The sequence below is a fragment of the Aeromonas sp. 603757 genome, assembly GCF_049171255.1.
Taxonomy (GTDB): Bacteria; Pseudomonadota; Gammaproteobacteria; order Enterobacterales; family Aeromonadaceae; genus Aeromonas; species Aeromonas veronii_A.
On sequence record NZ_JAAKOE010000008.1, the window covers coordinates 105,771 to 129,215 of the forward strand.

The following is a 23,445-nucleotide window of genomic DNA, read 5'->3' on the forward strand; positions in this document are numbered from 1 at the left end:
CTCAGGGGGTCTGCTTGACCCAAATCAGCTGGTCGGTGGCAAAGCCCAGCGACTTCGCCTTGGCGACCAGCGCATCCACCTTCGTCTTGGGCGGGTTGGGTGAGCGGGAGAGGATCCAGAGGTAGTCGTGGTTGTAGCTGGTCACCAGCGAGAGCTGGTAATCGGGGTCGAGGTCGATGACGTTGTAGCCGCCGTAGAAGGGGCCGAAGAAACTCACCTTGAGCCGCGCCTCGTCAGGGTTGCCGACGAAGTAGGCCTTGCCCTCGGCTTCGCGCCAGCTGCCATCGCTCTGCTTGCCGCGGTTGAGCACCTTGACGCCGCCATCGTCCCGCAGGCTGTAGGTGGCGCTCACCTGCTCCAGCCCCCGCTCGAAGCTGTGGTCGAGGCGGGCGATTTCGTACCAGGTACCGAGATAACGATCGAGCTGGAAGCCGGTAACGGGGCGGATGCCATCGGCAATCCCGGTGCAGGCCGTCAGCAGCCAGACGGTAAACAGACAAAGCAGTGAACGCATAGGTAATCCCTCTCTCGTTATCCCTCGATGATGCGCAGCTGGCCATCCCGGAAGCGGGAGGCCTGATCCGTCGGCGTGCTGCCGAAGAAGCGCTTGTACTCCCGACTGAACTGGGAGTTGCTCTCGTAACCGACTCTGGCCGCCGCGGTACCCGCCTTGATGCCGTCGTGCAGCATCATCATTCGCGCCTTGTGCAGGCGAAACGACTTGATGTATTGCAGCGGCGAGGTAGCGGTGACCGCCTTGAAGTGGTGGTGAAAGGCGGAGACGCTCATGTTCACCTCCCGCGCCAGCTCCTCCATGGTGAGGTTGTCGGCATAACGGGACTCTATCATACGCAGCACCCGGGCGATTTGGCCCACATGGTTGTGGCGATTGGCGAGCGCCTGCAGCGCCGGGCCGCCCCCCTCGGTGAGAGCGTGGAACAGCATCTCCCGCACCGTCTGCGGCCCCAGCACCCTGGCGTGCAACGGGTTATCCATCAGCTCGATCAGTCGCTCGGCGGCGCAAAACATGGTTTCCGACAGGGGGACCGAGTGGACACCGCTCTTTTGTGGCGCGGGGGCGGGCAGGGCATCGCCCAGCTCCAGCAACAGCTCTTGCAGGGTGACCAGATCGATCTCGATGGTAAAACCGATAAGCGGCTGCTCGGGGGAGGCGAAGCACTCGCACTCGCAGGGGAGCGGCAGGGTCATCAGCAGATAGTGGTTGGGGTCGTAGCGAAACACCTGATCCGCCAGATAACCCACCTTGTGTCCCTGCAGGATAACGATCATCCGCGGTTGGTAGAGCACCGGGGTGCGGCCATGGTGCTCGGTGGTATAGATGAGGTTGACCTGTTTCACCGGTGATGGGGTGATGCCGGGGGCGGTGACGTGGCGGGTCAATCTGGTTGCGAGGTCGCTGTAACGGTTTTGCATGGGCGCTCTTTGATTCGACAGTTCCTGTTTTTGCTGCTTTGTAGAAATAGGCAAGAATCAAGCAGGATGTTGTCTTGATGATAGGGTTGTCCTGGAGAAAAATGCAATCACGATTTCGCGGCCTGGCCGCCCTGACTATCAGAAGAAGGCAATGTCGATGAACAACTTTACTCTCCATACCCCGACCAAAATCCTGTTCGGCCAAGGGCAGATCGCTCAGCTGCGCGAGCAGCTTCCGAGCGACGCCCGCGTCATGATCACCTACGGTGGCGGCAGCGTGGTACGCAGCGGCCTGCTGGAGCAGATCCGCAACGAGCTGGCCGGCATGACCCTGTTTGAATTTGGCGGCATCGAGCCGAACCCGGCCTACGAGACTCTGATGGGCGCTGTGGAGCTGGCCCGTGCCGAGCGGGTCGATTTCCTGCTCGCCGTTGGCGGTGGCTCAGTGCTCGATGGCACCAAGTTTATCGCCGCTGCTGCGCACTACGATCTGGCCAAGGATCCCTGGCACATTCTCGAGACCGTCGGCAGCAAAGTGCGCTCCGCCATCCCGCTCGGTTCCGTGCTGACCCTGCCGGCGACCGGTTCCGAAATGAACATGGGCGCCGTCATCACCCGTCGCAGCAGTGGCGACAAGGTGCACTTCTTCTCGCCGTTCGTGATGCCGCGTTTCGCCGTGCTGGATCCGGGGCTCACCTACACCCTGCCCGAGCGTCAGGTGGCGAACGGGGTAGTGGATGCGTTTGTTCACATCGTGGAGCAGTACCTCACCTATCCGGTCAATGCCAAGGTGCAGGATCGCTTCGCTGAAGGTTTGCTGCTGACCCTGATCGAAGAGGGTCCCAAGGCGCTGGCCGAGCCGCACAACTACGAGGTACGCGCCAACATCATGTGGAGCGCCACCATGGCGTTGAACGGCCTGATCGGTGCCGGTGTGCCGCAGGACTGGGCCACCCATATGCTGGGTCACGAGCTGACTGCCCTGCACGGCCTCGACCACGCCCAGACTCTGGCGGTGGTGCTGCCCGCCCTGCTGCAGGCCAAGCGCAAACAGAAACATGCCAAGCTGCTGCAATACGCCGAGCGGGTGTGGGGTCTGCACAGCGGCAGCGAAGCGGAGCGCATCGACGATGCCATCGCCGCGACCCGCGACTTCTTCGAGCGGATGGGGGTCAAGACCCGACTGCGCGACTACGGTCTCAAAGATCTGGGTATCGACACCCTGATCGGCAAGCTGGGGGAGCACGGTATGACTGCCATCGGCGAGCACGGCGACATCGATCTGGTGCAGAGCCAGCATATTTATGAAGCGGCCTGGTAAGGGCCGCCAATCGGCGCCAAACGGGCGAAACGATTGAATTGTCGGGGCCCTCTCCCGCCTTCTGGCGGCTGAGTGGCCCCGCTTTTGTTGGGAAAATGTTACTTTTCGGCATTTCGCTGCGAGAAGTGAGACGAAAGCGGATTTCGTAAGAACAAAAAACGCTAAGATAGAGGGCCGGTAAAACATTTTTTTTGACTGGTTGGATCACTTTTTTCAGCCGTTTTTACTGGTATAAGCCTCTAATTTGGTTTGTTTTTTTTAATCGTAGCCAGGGATGGGCTGAATTCTGTACGAGTGCCGTCGGGACTGCGGTTGTAATAAAACTCCAAAATTTGATACTAATCACCTTCGCGCCTGAAAAGCGGGGGCCTGACCATGACAGGAGGTTGAGGTAAAGCCTACTGATTTTCATAACAAAGAGCCCTGGACCTGCACTTTGGTCATGTCTTGTTTCGTCAGAAGTGAGACACTGGGCAGCGATTGTTTATTAACCATCAGGGAATAGTCATGCAGATTGGAATACCGAGAGAGAGTCTCGCCGGTGAGACCCGGGTCGCAGCGACCCCGGCTACCGTCGAGCAGCTGAAAAAGCTCGGCTTCGAGGTCGCCATCGAGACCGGCGCAGGCCTGTCGGCCAGCTTCGATGATGCCGCCTTCGAGGCTGCCGGTGCCAGCGTGGTGCCGAATGTCTGGCAAGCCGACCTTATCTTCAAGGTCAATGCGCCGACCGATGCCGAGATCGCACAAATTAAAGATGGCGCCACTCTGGTGAGCTTCATCTGGCCTGCCCAGAACCCTGAGCTGGTCAAGAAGCTGTCCGAGCGCAACATCAATGTGATGGCGATGGATATGGTGCCGCGGATCTCCCGTGCCCAGTCCCTCGATGCCCTCTCCTCCATGGCCAACATCGGTGGCTATCGCGCCGTGGTTGAAGCTGCGCACCAGTTCGGTCGCTTCTTCACCGGTCAAATCACCGCAGCCGGTAAAGTGCCGCCTGCCAAGGTACTGGTGATCGGTGCCGGTGTGGCCGGTCTGGCTGCCATCGGTACTGCCGGTTCCCTCGGTGCCATCGTGCGTGCGTTCGATACCCGTCTGGAAGTGGCCGAGCAGATCGAATCCATGGGTGGGGAATTCCTCAAGCTGGACTTCGGTGGCGAAGACGGTGCATCCAGCGATGGTTACGCCAAAGTCATGTCCGATGAGTTCATCAAGGCCGAGATGGAGCTGTTCGCCCAGCAGGCCAAAGAGGTGGACATCATCATCACCACCGCCCTGATCCCGGGCAAGCCGGCTCCCAAGCTGATCACCAAAGAGATGGTCGACAGCATGAAGCCGGGCTCCGTCATCGTGGACATGGCCGCTCAGGCTGGCGGTAACTGCGAATACACAGTGCCGGGTGAACTGCATGTCACCGACAACGGCGTCAAGGTGATTGGTTACACCGATCTGCCGGGTCGCCTGCCTGCCCAATCCTCCCAGCTCTACGGTACCAACCTGGTCAACCTGATGAAGCTGATGTGCAAGGAGAAGGACGGCAACGTTGCCATCAACTTCGAAGATGTGGTTCAGCGCAACATGACGGTGATCCAGGCCGGTGAAGTGACCTTCCCGCCGCCCGCCATCTCTGTCTCTGCTGCCCCGCAGAAACCGGCCGCCGCCAAACCGGCCGCCAAGAAGGAAGAGGCCAAGCCTTCCAACAAGAAGTTCGTGTTCGGTGCTCTCGGCATCGCCGCCTTCGGCTGGATTGCGTCCGTTGCCCCGGCAGCCTTCCTCTCCCACTTCACCGTATTCATCCTGGCCTGTGTGGTCGGTTACTACGTGGTGTGGAACGTCTCGCACGCCCTGCATACGCCGCTGATGTCGGTCACCAATGCCATCTCCGGCATTATCGTGGTCGGTGCCCTGCTGCAGATCGGGCAAGGGTCGACCTTGGTCACCGCGCTGGCGTTCGTCGCCGTGCTGATTGCCAGTATCAACATCTTCGGCGGCTTCACCGTCACTCAGCGCATGCTGAAGATGTTCCGTAAGGATTAAGGGGGTTTAACGTGTCTCAAGGACTGGTAACAGCATCCTATATCGTTGCCGCCGTGCTCTTCATCCTCAGTCTCGCGGGACTGTCGAAGCAAGAAACGGCCAAGCATGGCAACCTGTTCGGTATCGCGGGTATGGCTATCGCCCTGCTCGCCACCGTATTCAACCCGGAGACCAGTGGTGTTCACTGGATCATCCTGGCCATGGTGATTGGCGGTGCCATCGGCGTGCGTCTGGCACTCAAGGTCGAGATGACCGAGATGCCCGAGCTGGTGGCCGTGCTGCACAGCTTCGTGGGTATGGCGGCAGTGCTGGTGGGCTTCAACAGCTTCATCGATCTGCACCCCTCTGCACCTGCTGAGGTGGTCGTCTCCGTCGGTTCCAATCTGGATGCCACCCTGGCAGCCGCCCGTGCGGCGTTCGAGCAGGCCAACAGCGTTGCTCAGGTCGAGCACCTGACCGGCGCCATGCTGAACATCCATTTGGTCGAGATCTTCCTGGGCGTCTTCATCGGTGCAGTGACCTTCACCGGTTCCGTGGTTGCCTTCGGCAAACTGCGCGGTCTGATCTCCTCCAAGCCGCTGATGCTGCCGCACCGCCACAAGCTGAACCTGCTGGCCGTGGTCGCTTCTCTGGCGCTGATGGTCTACTTCGTCAACGCGGGCGGCTCTACCTTCGCCCTGCTGGTGATGACCTTGATCGCCTTCGCCTTCGGCTGGCATCTGGTTGCCTCCATCGGTGGCGCAGACATGCCGGTGGTGGTCTCCATGCTGAACTCCTACTCCGGTTGGGCGGCGGCGGCGGCGGGCTTCATGCTCTCCAATGACCTGCTGATCGTCACCGGTGCCCTGGTGGGTTCCTCCGGTGCGATCCTCTCTTACATCATGTGTAAGGCGATGAACCGCTCCTTCACCTCCGTGATCGCCGGTGGCTTCGGCTCCGATGGCGTGGCCTCCACGGCTGATCAGGAGATGGGCGAATACCGCGAAACCAGCGCCGAGGAAGTGGCTGACCTGCTGAAGAACTCCAGCTCCGTCATCATCACCCCGGGCTACGGTATGGCGGTGGCACAGGCTCAGTATCCGGTTGCCGAGATCACCCAGAAGCTGCGTGACCGCGGCGTCAAGGTGCGCTTCGGTATCCACCCGGTTGCCGGTCGTCTGCCTGGCCACATGAACGTGCTGCTGGCGGAAGCGAAAGTCCCGTATGACATCGTGCTGGAAATGGACGAGATCAACGAGGACTTCGCCGATACCGACACCGTGCTGGTGATCGGTGCCAACGACACCGTCAACCCGGCCGCGATGGAAGATCCGGGCAGCCCGATCGCCGGTATGCCGGTGCTGGAAGTGTGGAAAGCGCAGAATGTCATCGGCTTCAAGCGCTCCATGAACACTGGCTACGCCGGTGTCCAGAACCCGCTGTTCTTCAAGGAAAATACCCAGATGCTGTTTGGCGATGCCAAGGCCAGCGTCGAGGCAATCCTGAAAGCACTGTAAGTGCCATTCAGAGAGTGGATATCAAGGAGGCTTCGGCCTCCTTTTTTATTGCCCATCCCTTGTATATCCTCAATCCATACGGACCATGAGGGATCTCCATGATGTGGTGTCAGGGTTGGCGAAGGATCGGGTGGTACGGCTGGCTGCTGGCCTCCCTGTTTGGTACTGGTTCGGCCGTGGCGACGAACGAGCCGCCGACTCTGACGCTGCTGACCGAGCTGTGGCCCCCTTATGTGATGCGTGGTGACAATGGCGAGCTGGCTGGCGCCGATCTCGATCTGGCCTGTACCGTGTTGCGCCAGATGGGTTATCGCACTGAAATCAGGGTGCTGCCCTGGAAGCGGGTTCTGCAGCAGGCCCGTCTCAAGCAGGGGGATGCGGTAGTCGACGTCTTCTTTGAACCTTCCCGCCAGCACTGGCTCCACTACCCCGAAGAGCCGCTCTCTTACAGCGGTGAAGTGCTCTTCTATCCATCGGCTCGTCCGGTGGATTTCAGGCAGCTCTCCGACCTCAAGGGGCTGCGGATAGGTATTCAGGAAGATTATGCCTACAGCCCCGATTTTCTGACCGATCCCGGGGTGATCCGGATGCCGATGACGGGGGAGGGGAATGCCATCAAACAGCTGCATCTGATGATGGCCGGTCGGCTGGACGGGGTGGTGCTCAACGAGCGGGTCGGTCGCTACTTGCTGCATACCCAGGGGCTGCAGGATCAGGTGAGCCATGGCTCGCGCCTGCTGACCGACGACAACCGCAACTTCCTCGCGTTTACCCACAAGCCCGGCCACGACCAGCTGGCTATCCGCTTCTCCTCTGCCCTCAAGGCGTTCAAACAGACTCCCGCCTACAAGCAGCTGCTGGCCCGCTATCACCTCTGAGTTGCCGCCCTGCTGTGCGCCGCTTCACAATTTGTCGCACTTTGTTAAAAGGTGGGCATAATGGCGAACAAAAAGGGGATGCCGCTCAACATTAGTTGATCTTGTTGATAGTAGAATCAACTGCGGTTTACTCAAAGTTACTCATATATGTCCACAGCAGCCATCACTGACCAGATCAATTCGTTAACGGATGAAGAACGTCATCTGATCGCCAGTTTCGAGCCCGCGGTCGAGGCGCTGGCCGCGCTGTTTGGCGCAGGGTGCGAGGTGGTGTTGCATGCGTTCGATATGCTGGATGCATCGGTCATCAAGATTGCCAATGGCCATGTCACCGGTCGTCGGGAGGGGGCGCCGGTCACCGACTTTGCCCTCAACCGCTTGCAGGGGGAGGCGGGCAGCCAGTGGAGCAGCTACTTCAGCCGTACCCGCGACGGGACGCTGATGAAGTCCTCCTCCATCACTATCAGCAACCGGCAGGGCAAGCCCATCGGCATGCTCTGCGTGAACTTCAGTCTGGATACCTCCCTTGGCTGCCTGCTCGATACCTTTGCGCTGCCAGCGGCACCGGCGCCGCTCAACAACGAGACCTTTGCCAGCTCGGTGGACGATCTGGTGACCCAGGTGATTGAGAAGGTGGATCGGGACGATTCGCTCTCCTGCACGGTGCGCAACAAGGAGATAGTGACCCGGCTCTTCGACATGGGGATCTTCGAGATCAAGGAGGCGGCCCAGCTGGTTGCCCGGATGCTCGGCATCTCCCGTCATACTGTTTATCTGCATATCCGCAACCACAAGGCGGATCTGAACAAGCAATAACTGCCTGCGGGCACCCTGAACATGAGAAACACTGCGATGAAAGCACAATGGACCGACTTTATTACCCTGCTCAAGCGTGAAGTGGTGCCGGCCCTGGGCTGTACCGAGCCGATGTCGGTCGCCCTGGCTGCGGCCAACTGCCGCAAACTGCTGGGGCAGGATCCGACCCGTATCAGCGTCTGGGTCAGCGGCAACCTGTTCAAGAACGGCATGGGGGTCGGGGTGCCGGGCACCGGCATGATCGGTCTGCCGGTGGCCGCTGCGGTCGGCATCACAGGGGGCAATCCCGATGCCGGGCTGGAGGTGCTCAAGACTCTCACTTCAGAGCAGGTGGAAGCAGCCAAGGCGCTGCTGCCCGCCATCAAGGTGGACGTGAAGGATGTGCCGGACGTGCTCTACGCCGAGGTGCTGGCCGAGGTGGATGGTCACAGCGCCCGGGTGGTGATCTGTACCGACCACACCCGCATCATCCTGATGGAGAAGGATGGCGAGGTGCTGATGCAGCAGGACAACGCTCCCGGTGTGCAGATCCAGCCAGCCAAATCCGCCAAACCGACCATGACCCTGCGCGAGATCGTCGATTTTGCATTGGAAGTGCCGCTGGCGGAGATCGACTTCATCCGCGAGGCCGCCACCATGAATCAGGCGCTGGCGGACGAGGGGTTGCAGGGCTATGGCCTGCGCATCGGCAAGATCCTCACCGAGCAGGTGGAGCGCAAGCTGCTCTCCGACGACCTGATGACCCTGGCGATGCGCCTCTCCTCCGCTGCTTCCGATGCGCGGATGGATGGCGCCATGCTGCCCGCCATGTCCAACTCCGGCTCCGGCAATCAGGGTATTGCCGCCACCATGCCGGTAGTAGCAGCAGCTCGCTTCCTCAAGGCGAGCGACGAGCAGCTGACCCGGGCGCTGGTGATGAGCCATCTGGTGGCCATCTACATCAAGACTTATCAGAACAAGCTGTCGGCCCTCTGTGCCGCCAGCACCGCCGCCATGGGCTCCGGCGCGGCCATCACCTGGCTGCTGGGCGGCCAGTTCGAGCAGATCAGCCACTGCATCAACAACATGATTGGCGATGTCTCCGGCATCATCTGTGACGGCGCTGGCAGCGCCTGCTCCATGAAGGTTTCGACCTCGACCTCGGCTGCGGTGAAATCCTCCCTGATGGCCATCAACAACCTGCATGTGCCCCAGAGCGAGGGGATCGTCTCCGACGATGTTGACCAGACCATCGCCAATCTGGGCCGCCTCTCCAAAGAGGGGATGCTGGATACGGATATCGAGATCATCAACATCATGCGAGCGAAACAGCAGAAGCCATAAGTTTGTAGAAACAAAGGGGGCTCAGACCCCCTTGTTTATGTCGTGACGGGTCAGGTCGTCCGACACGGTTGCCAGGGCATGCGTCGTGCTTGCTCTTGTTTCCCGGGCATTGCCCGCTTTTTGGGGGGTCATCTCATGACACTTAGCGTTATCGGTAATCTGGCCATTGCGGCCTTCTTGCTGTTCTTCCTCTATCGGTTGCAGCAAAAACATGTGAGCTTCACCCGCCGGGTGTTTGCCGGTCTGGGGCTGGGTATCCTGTTCGGGGCCGCCCTGCAGCTGCTCTACGGAGCGGGTTCTGCGGTGATTGGCCAGACCATCGACTATCTCGATATCGTCGGTAGCGGCTATGTGAAGCTGCTGCAGATGATCATCATCCCGCTCATCATGGTCTCCATCATCAGCGCCATCCTCAAGCTCAACGGCGGTACCGCCCTTGGCAAGATCAGCGCCATGACTATCGGCGTGCTGATCTTCACCACCGCCATCGCGGCGGGGGCTGGCATCCTGATGTCCAACCTGTTCGGTCTGACTGCGGAAGGGCTCACTGCCGGTGCTGCAGAAAGCGCTCGTGGTGCTGCGCTGCAGAGCACCCTCGGCAGCGTCGAGAGCATGTCCTTTGCCAAGATGGTGCTGGAGTTCATTCCGGCCAACCCCTTCCTCGACATGACCGGCGGTCGCAAGACCTCCACCATCGCCGTGGTGATCTTCTCCATCTTCATCGGTCTGTCGGCTACCGGCATTGCCCGCAAGAAGCCGGAGATCTTCGCCAGCTTCAGCCACTTCATCGCCGTGGCCCACGCCATCGTGATGCGGATGGTGACCCTGGTGCTGCGCCTGACCCCGTTCGGTGTGCTGGCCCTGATGACTAAGGTGGTATCCGGTTCCAACTACGCTGACATCATCAATCTGCTCAGCTTCGTGATGGCCTCTTACGGCGCGATTGCCATCATGTTCGCCGTGCACCTGCTGCTGGTCGGCATGGTCGGCATCAACCCGGCTCGCTTCCTCAAGAAGATCACGCCGGTGCTGGCCTTTGCCTTCACCTCCCGTACCAGTGCGGGCTCCATCCCGATGAACGTGCAGACCCAGACCAAGTCACTGGGTATTCCGGAGGGGATCGCCAACTTCGCCGCCTCCTTCGGTTCCACCATCGGCCAGAACGGCTGTGCCGGTATCTATCCGGCGATGCTGGCTGTGATGATTGCACCGACTGTCGGGGTCAACCCGATGGACCCGAGCTTCATCATGACTCTGATCGCCATCATCACCGTCAGCTCCTTCGGAGTGGCCGGGATTGGCGGCGGCGCCACCTTTGCCGCGCTGATCGTGCTCTCCGCGCTGGACTTCCCGGTGGCGCTGGCCGGTCTGCTCATCTCCATCGAGCCGCTGATCGACATGGGCCGTACCGCGCTCAACGTCTCCGGCTCCATCACCGCGGGCACGGTTACCAGCCGCCTGCTGGGGGAGACCGACATGAATGTATTCAACAGCGATCACGAAGTGAGTCTGGACGGCGAAGAGTCCACCATCTGATCCGCTGCGGGAGGGGCAACCTTCCCGCCATCAACCACAGGGAGGGCATGCCCTCCCTGCGTCATTGACAGGAGCAACTATGAGAATCGTGATCATCGGTGGCGAAGCCGCCGGTATGAGTGCGGCCGCCAAGGCGCGCCGGTTGGCCATCGATGCCGAAATAGTGGTGTATGAGGCATCCGAGGTGATCTCCTTCGGTGCCTGTGGCCTGCCCTACTTCGTCGGCGACGAGTTTCAGGAGCCCGGCTACATGGCCGAGTTCACCCCGGAGCAGTTCGCCGCCAAGGGGATCGAGGTCAAGATTGGCCACCGGGTGCTGAGTCTGGATGCTGCCGCGCAGACGCTGACGGTCGAGCACAACGGCGACACCTTCACCGATCGCTACGATCGGCTGATGATCGCCACCGGCGCCCGCGAAATGATGCCACCCATCCCCGGCTTGCAGCAGCAAGGGGTATTCGGTCTGCGCCGGATGGCCGACGGACTGGCGCTGAAGGCGGCGGTACAAGACAAGAACAATCGCCGCGCCGTGGTGATCGGTTCCGGCTTTATCGGGTTGGAAGTGGTCGAGGCGCTGGTACATCAGGGCAAGGAGGTGCGTCTCATCGAGCTGGCGGATCGGGTTATTCCCGATGCGTTTGATGGCGAGATCACCCAGCACATCGAAACCGAGCTGCGCGAGCAGGGAGTCTCCCTCCATCTGGGTGAGCGGGTTGAAGCGCTGCTGGGGGATGGCCGGGTGACCGGCGTGCGTACCAGCCAGGGCGAGTACGAAGCCGATATCGTGGTGGTCTGTACCGGGGTCAAGCCCAACACCGAGTTTCTGGCCGATACTGGCATCGAGCGGCTCGGCAACGGCGCCATCAAGGTGGATCGTCAGGGGCGCAGCTCGCTGGCCAACGTCTGGTCGGCCGGTGACTGTGCCAGCGTCTGGCACGCCGTGAAGCAGCAGCAGGTCTATGTGCCGCTCGCCACCATCGCCAACAAGCTGGGGCGCATGGTGGGCGAGAATCTGGCGGGTGCCGAGCAGGAATTCCCGGGAACCCTCGGCTCTGCGGCACTCAAGGTGCTGGGGCTGGAGGCGGGCCGTACCGGCATCTCCGAGCAGGAAGCCAAGGCGATGGGGATCGACTATCGCACCGTGGTGATCAAGGACAAGTGCCACACCAACTACTGCCCGGGTCAGTCCGACATTCACGTCAAGCTGGTCTATGAGGCAGGCCGCAAGCGGCTGCTGGGCGGCCAGATCCTCGGTCGCAAGGGGGCGGTACACCGCATCGACGCGCTGGCGGTTGCCATCACCATGGGGGTGACCACCGAGCAGCTCGGCATGCTGGACTTTGCCTACGCGCCGCCCTTCTCCCGCACCTGGGATGCCCTGAACGTGGCGGGCAACGTCGCGAAGTAACAGGCGCTGGTCAGGCGGAAAATGAGAAGAGGCGGCACAGGGTGCCGCCTCTTCTTTTTGCTTAAAACTGCCTCAGGGATTGGCAGGGGGATCTTGCCGCTCCGGCTTGCCTGTCGCCGGTTTGCTGCCGACCAATACGGCGCCCAGAAAGATCAGCGCAACGCCTGCCGCCTTGCTCGCCACCAGCGGTTCGGCAAAGGCCGGCATGCTCACCGCCAGCAGATAGACCAGCCCGTAACTGGTGCTGAGCAGCGGGTAGGCGATATTGAGCGGTGTCGAGTGCAGCGCCGCCAGCCAGCAGAGCAGCGACAGCCCGTAGCAGAGAATGCCGATGGCGATGGTGAGGAGCGGCAGGGGGTGAGCCAGCATCACAGCGGGATCGGCCTGCCACTCAGGGAGGCTGATTGCCCCCCACTTCATGCAGAGCTGCGCCACTGTCACCAGCACTATGCTGCCCAACACGTAGAGATAACCCTTCATAACAGACCTCCCAGCAGCAGGGCGCCGACGATGATGGTGGCAGCCCCCAGCCAGTTGTGGCTGCTCACCGGCTCGTGGAAAAAGAGGCGTGAGCCGAGCAGCACCAGCACCAGATTAATGCTGAGCATGGGGTAGGCCATGCTCAGCGGCAGTCGTTGCAACAGATAAATCCAGAGCAGCATGCCACTGCCAAGTGCTGCCACGCTGGCAACAAGCCAGGGGGAACGCAGCTTTTGCAGGTGGTTACAGGGGTTACGCTGCCAGCAGATAACGGCCTGCTTTTGCAGCATCTGGCCGCTGCTGGTCAGCAGGCACACCAGTAATAGCAGCACTATATCCATCAGCGTACTCCATGGTAGATGAGCAGGGTCAGCCGGTGGCTGACGAGGGTCTCGTCGGCAGGGGGCAGAGGGCCGGTCTCTCCGTCGTGATCGGTCTTCATCAGCAGGGCAACTTGCCCCTTCTCGCGCGCTTGTGCCAACCATCTCGGGAACTCTGCACGGGCAACATAGCGGCCCTTGGCATCCGGATAGCCCAGGCCGTAAGCTAGCTCTCCTTTGTCGTCGAACAGCATGATCTCGCCGCGCCGTGTGCTCCGGGCGAGAGCGGATGCCAGTCCCGGATCGCTGGCCAGCAGAGTCTCTGAACCCTGCAGCACGGCCTGATTGGTCTCGATGAAACGCTCTGGCAGCTTTGAGTCGATCAGTGATTGCGGCAGCGCCCAGGGCAGGCCGATGGCCAGTATCATGGGGCAGAGCGCGCTCAGGACCCAGCGGCGACTGACCGCCTGCAACTGGATGAGTCCGAGCAGGGACCAGCCGATAAAGATGGCCATGGCCACCGACAGTGCCCCGTGATCCTCTTCACCGTAGATGGCTTGGTCGCGGGATAAAGCCAGCACGGTCAGCACTACCAGTCCGATGAGGCCGAACAGGCCGTTCAGCCAGGCGTTGAGTTTGAAGGCCCGCTCTTTACCTTCCTTGATTTTGTCCACGGCGCTGGTGGCCATCAGCATGGCCAGCGGGGCGAAACAGGGCAGGATATAGGTGAGCAGCTTGCCTTTGGCAATGCTGAAGAAGAGCAGCGGCAACACCACCCAGGCCAACAGATAGAGGGTTTCCGGGCTGTTCTTGCGCGCTTGCCATCCTTGCTTCAGTGCCCCCGGCAGCAGGCCGAGCCAGGGCAGGGTGCCGAGCAGCCCCATCGGCAGGTAGTACCAGAATGGCGCCTTGTGCTGCGCATCTTCCGAGGCGAAGCGCTGGATGTGCTCAATCCAGAAGAAGTAGTGCCAGTAGTCCGGCTCGCGCAGGTGTACGGCGATGGCCCAGGGGGCGACCAGCAGAGCCGCGCTAAGGATGGCCAGCGGCCCGAAACATACCAGCTCGCGCAGGCGGCGCTGATAGATGGCGTAGGGCATGATGGCTACCACGGGTACCGCCAGTGCGATAAAGCCTTTGGTGAGAAAGCCCATGCCGCAGGCGAGGCCGAACAGCAGATAGCCTGCCACTCTGCGACCGGGCGGCCCTTCTTGCCGGATGAGGTAGAAGCTCACCATGGCGGCATTGAGCCAGAGGGTGACCATGGCATCCAGCACGCTGTAGGTGCCGATGCCGTAGACGATCAGGGTCGAGAGATAGATCAGGCTGGCGAACCACGCTGTACGCCGGCACTGCCACAGCTGCAGAGCGAACCAGAAGATCAGCAGGGCGCTCAGGCCGGTGGCTGCGGCCGAGGCGAAGCGGACCGCAAAGTTGCTCTCGCCAAACAGCAGCTGGCTGAGGCTGTTGAACCAGTAACCGGCGATGGGTTTCTCGAAGTAGCGCAGGCCAAGGAAGTGGGGCACCACCCAGTCACCCGTGGTGATCATCTCCCGGCTGATCTCGGCGTAACGGTTTTCGTCCGGGCTCCACAGCATCCGCTGGTTGAGTGGCAGCAGGTAAAAGGCGAGGAAGAAAAGGGGCAGGGCCCATCGGGTCATCTTCATGAGATTCTCTGTTGCAATCTGGCGAGCGGGTTCATGGCGTCATCTTGCAACCGAGCCACCCTTCGCGTCCTGGCAGGGAGCCGCGCAGCAGATGGCTGGTCGGCAAGAGGGCTGGGTCGGGGGGAAGCAGGTTGCCAAGGGGGATGAAGTGGATGCCGCGCGACCTGGCTTCATCGAGCAGGAGATCGAACTGCTCGGCCATGACGATCCCCTCCACCTCGGCGTGGATGGTGTAGACATGGGGGCCCGGTTGCGGTGCCGCAGTCAGCTGCTCCAGCAGGAAGTGGTTGAAGCGCTCGGCCGTCACCTGGCTGCCAATCACCTCGTCAAAGGTGGGCAGGTTGACCGGGATCTGCGGGGTGCCGGGCCGACCATCCTCCAGAATGGGACGGAACAGGCCGCAGCCGCGGCAGTCACTGTTGTAGCGAAAGCCGAACTGCTCCTTGGCCTGGGTGGTGAGGGGATCGGCTCGCCAGCCGGCGGCGGCGGAGCAATCCACTTCGCGCCCCAGGATCTCGCTCAGGGCATCGACTCCGAGCCGGGTCTGGCGGATCAGTTCGGCTTCGTCCCAGCGACCGATATTGGCCTGCCAGCCGTGGTGATCCCAGGCATGCAGCCCCACCTCATGGTGCGCCTTATCGGTGTCGCGCATCAGGGAACCCAGCTCTCTGCCGATGGACTTGCCGGGCCAGGCGGTGCCAGCCAGCAGGATATCGAGCCCATAGAGGGATGCGGCGTTGGAACGCAGCATCTTGAGCAGGAAGCGGGGTTTTAGCAGGCGCCACAGGTGGCGCCCCATGTTGTCCGGACCGACCGAGAAGAAGAAACTCCCCTTCACCTGATGCTTGTCGAGCAGTTGCAGCAGGCGGGGAACCCCGTCACGGGTTCCCCTGAAGGTATCGACGTCGATCCGCAGACCCACTTCAGTCATGCTCGACTCCCGTCGTGACCGCCCCCTGCAGGAAGAAGTCCAGCGTCTTGCCGATGGTCTCTTCCATCTCGATGGTCGGTTCCCAGTCGATCAGCTTGCGGGCATTACGGATGCTCGGGCGGCGGTGGGAGACATCCTGATAGCCGTCGCCGTAGAAGGACTTGCTCTCCACCAGATTGAAGCCGGCAAATGGCGGGAAGTGGTGGCGCAACGGGTGGGCCTCGAACTTGGCGAGCAGCACCTCGGCCATCTCGCGAATGCTCGCCTCGTTATCCGGGTTGCCGATGTTGATGATCTGGCCGTTGCAGCGATTGCCACTGTTTTCGACGATGCGGAACAGGGCTTCAATGCCATCCTCGATATCGGTGAAGCAGCGTTTCTGGGCGCCGCCATCCACCAGCTGGATCGGGGTGCCGTCCACCAGATTGAGGATCAGTTGGGTGATGGCGCGGGAACTGCCGATGCGGGCAGAGTCCAGGCTGTCGAGGCGTGGGCCCATCCAGTTGAAGGGACGGAACAGTGTGAAGTTGAGCCCCTCTTTTTTGCCGTAGGCCCAGATCACCCTATCCAGCAGCTGCTTGGAGACCGAGTAGATCCAGCGCTGTTTGTTGATGGGGCCGACGATGAGGCGGGATTCATCTTCGTCGAAGCTGTGGTCGTCGCACATCCCGTACACCTCGGAGGTGGAGGGGAAGATGATGCGCTTGTGGTACTTGACGCAGTAGCGGACGATCTTGAGGTTCTCTTCAAAGTCGAGTTCGAACACCCGCAGCGGGTTGCGGGTGTACTCGATGGGGGTGGCGATGGCCACCAGCGGCAGGATCACGTCGCACTTCTTGATGTGGTACTCGATCCACTCGGTGTGGATGCTGATGTCCCCCTCCACGAAGTGGAAGTGGGGGTGGCCGATGAAGCGTTCCACTGCGCTGGAGCCGATGTCGAGGCCATAGACCTCGTAGCCGCCATCCTTGAGCAGGCGCTCGGTGAGGTGGTTGCCGATAAAGCCGTTGACGCCGAGGATCAACACCCGGGTCAGCCGTGCCTTGCGCATGGCCTTGCTCGCCTTGTCGCCGATCTTCATCCCTTCCATCAGCCCCAGCTCGCGGGCAAGTTGGGCGCCGCGTACATAGAGCCCCCCTTCGACCTGACCGGCCAGGATCTCCAGCACCCCTTCACCACAGGCCACCCGCAGCGGGTCGTGGGAGAGAATGGTGCCCGGCTGCTGGTCGCTCTGGATCGCCAGCGGCTTTGCCTGCCAGACCGTCAGCTTGCGATCACCGGCGAAGCTGAAGGCTCCCGGGTAGGGCTGGGTAACGGCACGTACCAGGTTATAGAGATCCCTGGCGGGCTTATCCCAGTGCAGTTCGCCATCGGCCGGGGTGCGGCGACCATAGTAGCTTGCCTTGCTCTCGTCCTGCGGGGTGAAGGTGGCGTCACCGCGCTTGAGTTTGACCAGCTCCCCTTCCAGCAGGGCGCGGGCTGCCTGGCGCATCTTGCCATGCAGGGTCAGCGCGGTGTCATCGTGGGCAATGGTTACTGCCTGTTGGGCAAGGATATCGCCGGCATCGGCACGGGCTGTCATCCGGTGCAGGGTCATGCCGGTTTCGCGTTCGCCGTTGACCAGACACCAGTTGATGGGCGCCCGGCCACGATAGGCAGGCAGCAGGGATCCATGCAGATTGAAGGCCCCGACGGTCGGGATATCGAGGAGTTCCTGCTTGAGCAGGTTGCGGTAGTAGAAGGAGAAGATGGCCTCGGGCGCCAGTTCGCGGATACGCTCGACCCAGAGCGGGTGGTTCACGTCTTCGGGAGAGTAGACCGGCAGGTCATGTTCGGCGCAGAGCTGGGCCACCGAACCGAAGAAGCGGTTCTCGCCCGGATCATCGGCGTGGGTGAAGACCGCCTGGATCTGATAACCGGCCTGAAGCAGTGACTCGATACCGGTGCAGCCGATATCGTGATAGGCAAAGACGACAACGTTCATGATTGAGTTTCCTGTTGCGAAGCATCTGGTGTGGAGCGAACGATTTGGTGAATGAAGTAGCGGGGGCGGGCGCGCACATCGGTATACATGCGGCCTATGTACTCACCCAGCAGCCCCATCCCGATCAGCTGTACGCCGACAAAGGTGAAGAGAATGGCAAACAGGGTGAAGACGCCATCTGCTGCCCAGTCGGCGCCCAGTAACAGACGCAGCAGCAGCAGCAGGATCGAGAAGGTGAAGCCGATCCCCGCCACCAGGCTGCCAACGATGCTGAGCAGGCGCAGCGGGGCCGTGGTCATGCAGGTGACCAGGTCGAACATCAGGTTGATAAGGTGCATCAGGCCATATTTGGATTCGCCGTGGGCCCGCTCGGCGTGGCCCACCTCCAGCTCGGTGGTGCGGCGGGCAAAGCTGTTGGCCAGGATGGGGATGAAGGTGCTGCGCTCCTGACAGCAGAGCATGGCGTCGATGATGTGGCGGCGATAGGCACGCAGCATGCAGCCGTAGTCGCTCATCTGGACGCCGGTGGCCCGCTGTACCGACTTGTTGATAAAGCGTGAGGCTGTCTTGCGAAACCATGAATCCTGCCGGTTGCGGCGGATGGTGCCGACCACGTCATACCCTTCCATAGCGGTGGCGACCAGCCGCGGGATCTCTTCCGGCGGGTTCTGCAGATCGGCATCCAGGGTGATCACCAGATCCCCTGTTGCCGTCTCGAAGCCGGCCATGATGGCGGCATGCTGGCCATAGTTGCGGTTGAGCAGCACGGCGACCAGCTTGCTCCCTTCGCGATTGGCGGCTTCGCTGATGATGGTGGCGGATCGGTCGTTGCTGCCGTCGTCGATCAGGATCACTTCGTAATCCTGGCTCAGCTGCTCGCAGGTGTCGGTCACCCGTTGCAGCAGTTCCGGCAGGCTCGCCTCCTCGTTGTAGACGGGGATGATGACTGAGACCCGTTTGATGTCGTTATGGTTCACGTATTGTTACTCCAGTATGTCGGTCAGGGCTGCCACAACCCGATCCACGTCGGAGAGCGTCATGTCGGGGAAGAGGGGCAGGGTGCAGAGCCGTGACGAGTTCCACTCTGTGTTGGGTAGCGAAAGATCCGGATAGCGCTCCCGGTAGTACTTCTGGGTGTGGGCGGCGCGAAAATGCAGGCCACTGCCGATGCCTCGCTCCTGCAGCGCCTGCATCAGCTGATCGCGATCGAGGCCGCACTGCTCGGGGTCGACCCGCACCATGAAGAGGTGCCAGGCATGCAGATGGGGGTAGGTGGGGATGGCCAGCGGTGCCAGCGGCAGGTTGGCCAGACGTTCATGGTAGCGAGACACCAGTTCGACCCGCTTGGCATTGAGCTCGGGCAGGCGGGCCAGCTGCACCAGGGCGATGGCGGCGTTGATGTCGGCCAGGTTGTATTTGAAGCCCGGCATGATCACCTCCGCCTGCGGCTTGCGTCCCTGCGTCATGCGGTCGAAGGCATCGACTCCCAGGCCGTGAAATTTCAGCATGCGAGCCTTGTCGGCCAGCGCCTGGTCATCGGTCACCAGCATTCCTCCCTCGGCACAGGTAAGATTTTTGATGGCGTGGAAAGAGAAGATGGCGGTGCCGGTTTCCCCGACCCAGCGCGCGCGATAGCGGGTGCCGACTGCATGGGCGGCATCTTCGATGACTGGAATATCGTGCTGGCGACCCAGGGCGAGGATGGGGTCGAGGTCGACCGGTGCCCCTGCGTAGTGGACCGGGATGATGGCCCGGGTGTTGGGGGTGATGAGCGGCGCTATCTGGTCGGCGCTGACCATCAGAGTATCCTTGTCCACATCGACAAAGACCGGGGTGGCCCCCAGCAGGGTGATGATGTTGATGGTGGAGACCCAGGTCTGGGAGGGCGTGATCACCTGGTCACCCGGGCCAATCCCCAGCGCCATCAGGGTGACATGCATGCCCGCGGTCGCGGAGCAAAGCGCGACCGCATGCTGGCAGCCAAAGGTCTCGCAGAAACGCTGCTCCAGCTCATGATTTTTCGGGCCCGTGGTGATCCATCCCGATTGCAACACCTCGCTGACGGCAAGGATCTCGGCCTCGCCCATGGCAGGCTTTGAGAATGGCAGAAAGTCTTTCATACGACTCCGGTCTTAATGTCGCAAAAAATAAAATGACGATGAAAATCTGCATTGCTGATTTTCACTGGAAATATGCTTGGGGAAAGTGTCGAGATTGCTCGATATATTTTGAAAGTAGCTGAATAACGAGTTTTTATTCAAGCGCACAGCAACACTTGGTAACAATTGCTGCCGTTTTGATGGCGTGGCTTAATATGGAAATATCTCGTAACAAAAAATCGCTTGGCTTTATTTTAGGTTGGTGTTTAGCCACTTTTTTGACTGTCGCCACCTAAATCATCTGCTATTGCTCAACAGGTTGGGTGTCATTCAGAATTGACATTGCTTGTTACAAATTGCCCGTAGTGCAATTGAGTAAAGGATGTAAAGTTTCCATCATTACGCATTATGGAAAAATCGTTATGAATATCACAGTGTTTGGCAGTGGCTATGTCGGACTGGTACAGGCAATTGTATTGGCAGATGTAGGGCACCAGGTTGTTTGTATCGATCTCGATGCAGATAAAATAAATAAATTATCCCATGGCGAATTACCAATATATGAGCCGGGACTGGATGTGTTATTACACCAGACATTGCAAAATGGCTCGCTGACATTCACCACGGATATTCCCATGGCGGTTACCCATGGTGACGTGCAATTCATCGCCGTCGGTACGCCCCCTGATGAGGATGGTTCGGCCGATCTGAGCGCCGTCAGGGCGGTGGCGAGATCGATTGCCCAGCATCGCGCAGATGAGGTGATCATCGTCAACAAATCCACCGTGCCGGTTGGTACGGCAGACAAGGTGTTTTACTGGGTCAGGGAGCAGCAGGCCGAACTTGGCAAGCAGTTTGAATTCGATGTGGTCTCCAATCCGGAATTTCTGAAAGAGGGGGCGGCCGTCAGGGATTGCCAGCGCCCGGATCGCATTGTTATCGGCACCAGCAAGGAGCGTTCCAGAGCCGTGATGCGCGAGTTGTATGAGCCATTTAATCGCAATCACGACCGCATTCTGTTTATGGATGTTCGCAGTGCCGAGCTGACCAAGTACGCCGCCAACTGCATGCTGGCCACCAAGATCAGCTTTATCAACGAGATGGCCGGGCTGGCCGAGCGGGTCGGTGCCGATATCGAGCTGGTGCGGCAGGGGATTGGTGCCGACCAGCGCATCGGCTACCAGTTTATCTATCCCGGTTGTGGTTATGGCGGATCCTGTTTCCCCAAGGATGTGAGGGCATTTCTGGCGACTGCAGCGGCCCTCGACTACGACACGCCGCTTATTCGTGCGGTGGAGCGGGTCAACGAGCGGCAGAAGTTCAAGCTCTTCGACACCCTGGCCTGCCACTTTCACGAGCGAGGCGAGTCGCTGGCGGGCAAGACCATCGCCATCTGGGGACTCGCCTTCAAGCCCAATACGGATGACATGCGCGAAGCGCCGAGCCGGGTGTTGATGGAGGCGCTCTGGCAGGAGGGGGCCCGGGTGCAGGCCTTCGATCCGGTGGCGATGAAGGAGGCACAGCGTATCTATGGTTGCCAGCCCGAGCTGTCGCTGATGGGGACCAGGGAGGCAGCGCTGGCGGGGGCGGATGCGTTGGTCATCTGTACCGAGTGGAACGAGTTCAAGGCGCCCGATTTTGCCCAGATCAGGAAGATGCTGGCGCACCCCCTCATCGTCGATGGTCGCAATCTCTACGATCCGCTCAAGATGAAGGGGCTGGGCTTTTCCTACTATGCCATCGGGCGTGGGGAGACCATTACAGAAGGTATGAGCCATGCAGAGTGCTGATATTTCGGAGCGCACGCTCTGCTGGATGTTGCTGCTGGTTACGCTGGTGCTGCTGTTTGGCCAGTTTGACCATCAGCTCTGGACGCCTGATGAACCTCGCGAAGCGGCTATTGCACTCGAGATGTACCGCAATGGCGATTGGGTGGTACCGACCCTTGGCGGGCACAGCTTTATCGAGAAGCCGCCGCTCTTCTATATGGCCGCTCTGCCGTTTCTTGATGGGTTTGAATCCTGGCTGGGGGTGACCAATAGCCTGCGGTTGGCGGGCGTGGTCTGGGCGGCGGGTATGCTGCTCTTTACCGGCCTGCTGGCCTATCGCCTGCTTGGCAATAGATCGGCCGCGATCTGGTCGGTGATCGCACTGGGCACCATGGAAGGATTTATCATCAACACGCACTGGATCAGAACGGACAGTGCGCTTGCCTTCTTTGTCATATTTACCCTTTGGGCATTTTCAGAATATTACCTTGTAAGCCGTCGGTGGATGGCGATACTGGCCGGAATAGGGTTGGCGGGCTGTTTTATGGCAAAAGGTCCTATTGGGCCACTGACAGTTTTTTTTGGCTGGTTCCCGCTATTCTTCTTCGCTGCAAGATGTGCCGCCATCGACAAAAAACTGCCAGGATTTATCTGGCAGCATCTGCTGATGCTGCTCTGTTTTATATTGCCAGTGGCAGCGTGGATTCGTGAATTAATTAATCATCTCGATGGCGATGCTTTATGGAATGAGTGGTTCTGGCAGAATCAGGTAGGCCGCCTGACAGGCACCTCGACCGAACTCGGCCATATCAAGAAAGGGGCCTATCTCTATTATTTATTGGGGATGGCTGAATATACCATCCCCTGGTTGCCATTCATTTTCTATTGGGGTTGGCAAACCATCAAACAGCGACGCTGGAGTCGTGAGAGGTTATTTCTGTTGTGCTGGGCAGTGGGCACCCTTTTGCTGTTAACCCTCTCATCCACCAAGCGCACCCTCTATCTTTTTCCGTTGTTGCCGGTATTTGCCATCATGCTGGGTCAGGTCAGCCTGAACTGGCCGGGATGGACGGCTCGCTATGGTCGGGGATGGCTCTGTTTCATGCTGCTGTTCTGTGTCGTGGTCATAGGGCTACCTCTGCTGGGCCCTTCACTACCGGTGGCCAGTCATGTTCCGGCAGACGTGCTACAGGTCGCCAGCAAGCTGGGGTGGCGTTATATCCCCGCCAGTATGCTCTTCGTGATTGCGCTGGCGCTGTTGTTGCGGCGCAAGGAGGTGCATGGCGCTACTCATGTTGCCAGCTCGGTGGCCATCATGTTTCTGCTCACCTTTACACTGGTTTACCCCTTGATCGATGCCGCCAAGGGAGTATCGGGAAAGATGGCCCGGTTGCTTGAGGGAATACCGCTCGAGAAGCGGGATCGCATCGCCGGCTGGCAATTGGGGGAGACGGAGCTTGGTCTGCTATCTGCCTATGAAGAGATGCGGGTAATGAATCTGGACAGGGAGAAAGTGAGGGATGTGGTTGCCTGTCGTGATGCCCGGTTTGATGCCGTGTTGGTCAATGGTACGGCCGGGGAGAGGGTCAAGCTGCTGGAGGGGATTCCCTATCAGTTGCTGGCCCAGACCGCTCTGCGCTCGGACAAAGGGCAACTACTGACTCTGGTGACAGGATTACAGTGCCATTAAGCCATCTATTCCCATTCAGGGGCACTGTATGAGGCAATATGGCCGTGTGGTGACGGTTCCGCTCTTCCCGGCCTGGCGTCGGGCTGACAGCGGGTTTGCAACCCTTGGTGATAAGCGAACTTCACGATGCGGCCATCTCGCAGGTGGCTAATGAATGGGATAGATGGGGTGTGAGGGGCCGCGACCGCTATGGGTTGCAGGAACTTCACCCAGCCGGATTGGTGGATTGCAAAGATAAAAAAACCGATGCCTTGGCATCGGT

At 60.2% G+C, this 23,445-nt stretch carries 19 protein-coding genes; 10 read left to right on the forward strand and 9 right to left on the reverse strand.

The genetic code is table 11. From position 1 onward, the window contains the following. Nucleotide 1: 1 nt before the first annotated feature. A complete protein-coding gene (locus G5332_RS09995; RefSeq protein WP_421249600.1) occupies nt 2-514 on the reverse strand; it encodes a lipocalin family protein in 513 nt (170 codons plus the stop codon). Between the two features lie 17 nt (nt 515-531). Then, nucleotides 532-1,434 carry an AraC family transcriptional regulator gene (locus tag G5332_RS10000; protein WP_005339751.1) on the reverse strand — a complete coding sequence of 301 codons (903 nt, stop codon included), beginning with the start codon at nt 1,432-1,434 and terminating at the stop codon, nt 532-534. A 157-nt stretch (nt 1,435-1,591) separates the two neighbouring features. On the opposite strand from G5332_RS10000, the gene yqhD reads away from it, so the two are divergent. From yqhD to G5332_RS10040, 8 genes are all read left to right on the forward strand, one after another. Beyond that, entirely contained in the window at nt 1,592-2,755 is a 1,164-nt protein-coding gene (gene yqhD / locus G5332_RS10005; protein ID WP_421311237.1) for an alcohol dehydrogenase, read from the forward strand. Nucleotides 2,756-3,262: 507 nt separating this feature from the next. Next, complete coding sequence (gene pntA / locus G5332_RS10010; protein ID WP_421249598.1) at nt 3,263-4,789, forward strand: Re/Si-specific NAD(P)(+) transhydrogenase subunit alpha; 1,527 nt, start codon at nt 3,263-3,265, stop codon at nt 4,787-4,789. Between the two features lie 11 nt (nt 4,790-4,800). Continuing rightward, entirely contained in the window at nt 4,801-6,285 is a 1,485-nt protein-coding gene (gene pntB / locus G5332_RS10015) for a Re/Si-specific NAD(P)(+) transhydrogenase subunit beta (protein WP_421249597.1), read from the forward strand. A gap of 98 nt (nt 6,286-6,383) precedes the next feature. Further along, complete coding sequence (locus G5332_RS10020; RefSeq protein WP_421249596.1) at nt 6,384-7,163, forward strand: substrate-binding periplasmic protein; 780 nt, start codon at nt 6,384-6,386, stop codon at nt 7,161-7,163. Nucleotides 7,164-7,310: 147 nt separating this feature from the next. Then, the gene (locus G5332_RS10025; RefSeq protein WP_421249595.1) at nt 7,311-7,979 is read left to right on the forward strand and encodes a helix-turn-helix transcriptional regulator; all 669 of its coding nucleotides are present in this window, start codon (nt 7,311-7,313) and stop codon (nt 7,977-7,979) included. A 21-nt stretch (nt 7,980-8,000) separates the two neighbouring features. Beyond that, nucleotides 8,001-9,302 carry a serine dehydratase subunit alpha family protein gene (locus G5332_RS10030; RefSeq protein ID WP_421311238.1) on the forward strand — a complete coding sequence of 434 codons (1,302 nt, stop codon included), beginning with the start codon at nt 8,001-8,003 and terminating at the stop codon, nt 9,300-9,302. A gap of 135 nt (nt 9,303-9,437) precedes the next feature. Then, nucleotides 9,438-10,838: an L-cystine transporter gene (locus G5332_RS10035; protein WP_042031893.1), complete on the forward strand. Its 1,401-nt coding sequence runs from the start codon at nt 9,438-9,440 to the stop codon at nt 10,836-10,838. Between the two features lie 79 nt (nt 10,839-10,917). Next, entirely contained in the window at nt 10,918-12,246 is a 1,329-nt protein-coding gene (locus tag G5332_RS10040) for a CoA-disulfide reductase (RefSeq protein WP_421311239.1), read from the forward strand. A 72-nt stretch (nt 12,247-12,318) separates the two neighbouring features. Here the strand turns inward: G5332_RS10040 and arnF are convergent, their stop codons facing one another. Genes arnF through arnB form a run of 7 tightly spaced genes read right to left on the reverse strand, consistent with a single transcriptional unit; the run spans nt 12,319 to nt 19,745 of the window. Then, nucleotides 12,319-12,726, reverse strand: a complete 408-nt coding sequence (gene arnF / locus G5332_RS10045) for a 4-amino-4-deoxy-L-arabinose-phosphoundecaprenol flippase subunit ArnF (RefSeq protein WP_421311240.1) — start codon at nt 12,724-12,726, stop codon at nt 12,319-12,321. Further along, entirely contained in the window at nt 12,723-13,067 is a 345-nt protein-coding gene (locus G5332_RS10050) for an EamA family transporter (protein WP_421311241.1), read from the reverse strand. The genes arnF and G5332_RS10050 overlap by 4 nt, the downstream gene beginning before the upstream one ends. Next, nucleotides 13,067-14,710, reverse strand: coding sequence for a lipid IV(A) 4-amino-4-deoxy-L-arabinosyltransferase (arnT, locus tag G5332_RS10055; protein ID WP_421206351.1), 1,644 nt, complete (start codon nt 14,708-14,710; stop codon nt 13,067-13,069). The genes G5332_RS10050 and arnT overlap by 1 nt, the downstream gene beginning before the upstream one ends. A 31-nt stretch (nt 14,711-14,741) precedes the next feature. Then, nucleotides 14,742-15,641 carry a 4-deoxy-4-formamido-L-arabinose-phosphoundecaprenol deformylase gene (arnD, locus tag G5332_RS10060; RefSeq protein ID WP_227341780.1) on the reverse strand — a complete coding sequence of 300 codons (900 nt, stop codon included), beginning with the start codon at nt 15,639-15,641 and terminating at the stop codon, nt 14,742-14,744. Continuing rightward, complete coding sequence (gene arnA / locus G5332_RS10065) at nt 15,634-17,625, reverse strand: bifunctional UDP-4-amino-4-deoxy-L-arabinose formyltransferase/UDP-glucuronic acid oxidase ArnA (RefSeq protein ID WP_421172617.1); 1,992 nt, start codon at nt 17,623-17,625, stop codon at nt 15,634-15,636. Before arnA ends, arnD begins: the two co-directional genes overlap by 8 nt. Continuing rightward, on the reverse strand, nt 17,622-18,602 hold the full coding sequence (arnC, locus tag G5332_RS10070) for an undecaprenyl-phosphate 4-deoxy-4-formamido-L-arabinose transferase (protein ID WP_227341782.1): 981 nt from the start codon (nt 18,600-18,602) through the stop codon (nt 17,622-17,624). Before arnC ends, arnA begins: the two co-directional genes overlap by 4 nt. 6 nt (nt 18,603-18,608) lie before the next feature. After that, on the reverse strand, nt 18,609-19,745 hold the full coding sequence (gene arnB, locus G5332_RS10075) for a UDP-4-amino-4-deoxy-L-arabinose aminotransferase (RefSeq protein WP_227341783.1): 1,137 nt from the start codon (nt 19,743-19,745) through the stop codon (nt 18,609-18,611). Nucleotides 19,746-20,146: 401 nt separating this feature from the next. On the opposite strand from arnB, the gene G5332_RS10080 reads away from it, so the two are divergent. Together G5332_RS10080 and G5332_RS10085 are read left to right on the forward strand one after the other, a co-directional pair. After that, nucleotides 20,147-21,514, forward strand: coding sequence for a UDP-glucose dehydrogenase family protein (locus G5332_RS10080; RefSeq protein WP_227341784.1), 1,368 nt, complete (start codon nt 20,147-20,149; stop codon nt 21,512-21,514). Further along, the gene (locus G5332_RS10085; RefSeq protein WP_421231105.1) at nt 21,501-23,183 is read left to right on the forward strand and encodes an ArnT family glycosyltransferase; all 1,683 of its coding nucleotides are present in this window, start codon (nt 21,501-21,503) and stop codon (nt 23,181-23,183) included. Before G5332_RS10080 ends, G5332_RS10085 begins: the two co-directional genes overlap by 14 nt. Nucleotides 23,184-23,445 lie beyond the last annotated feature (262 nt).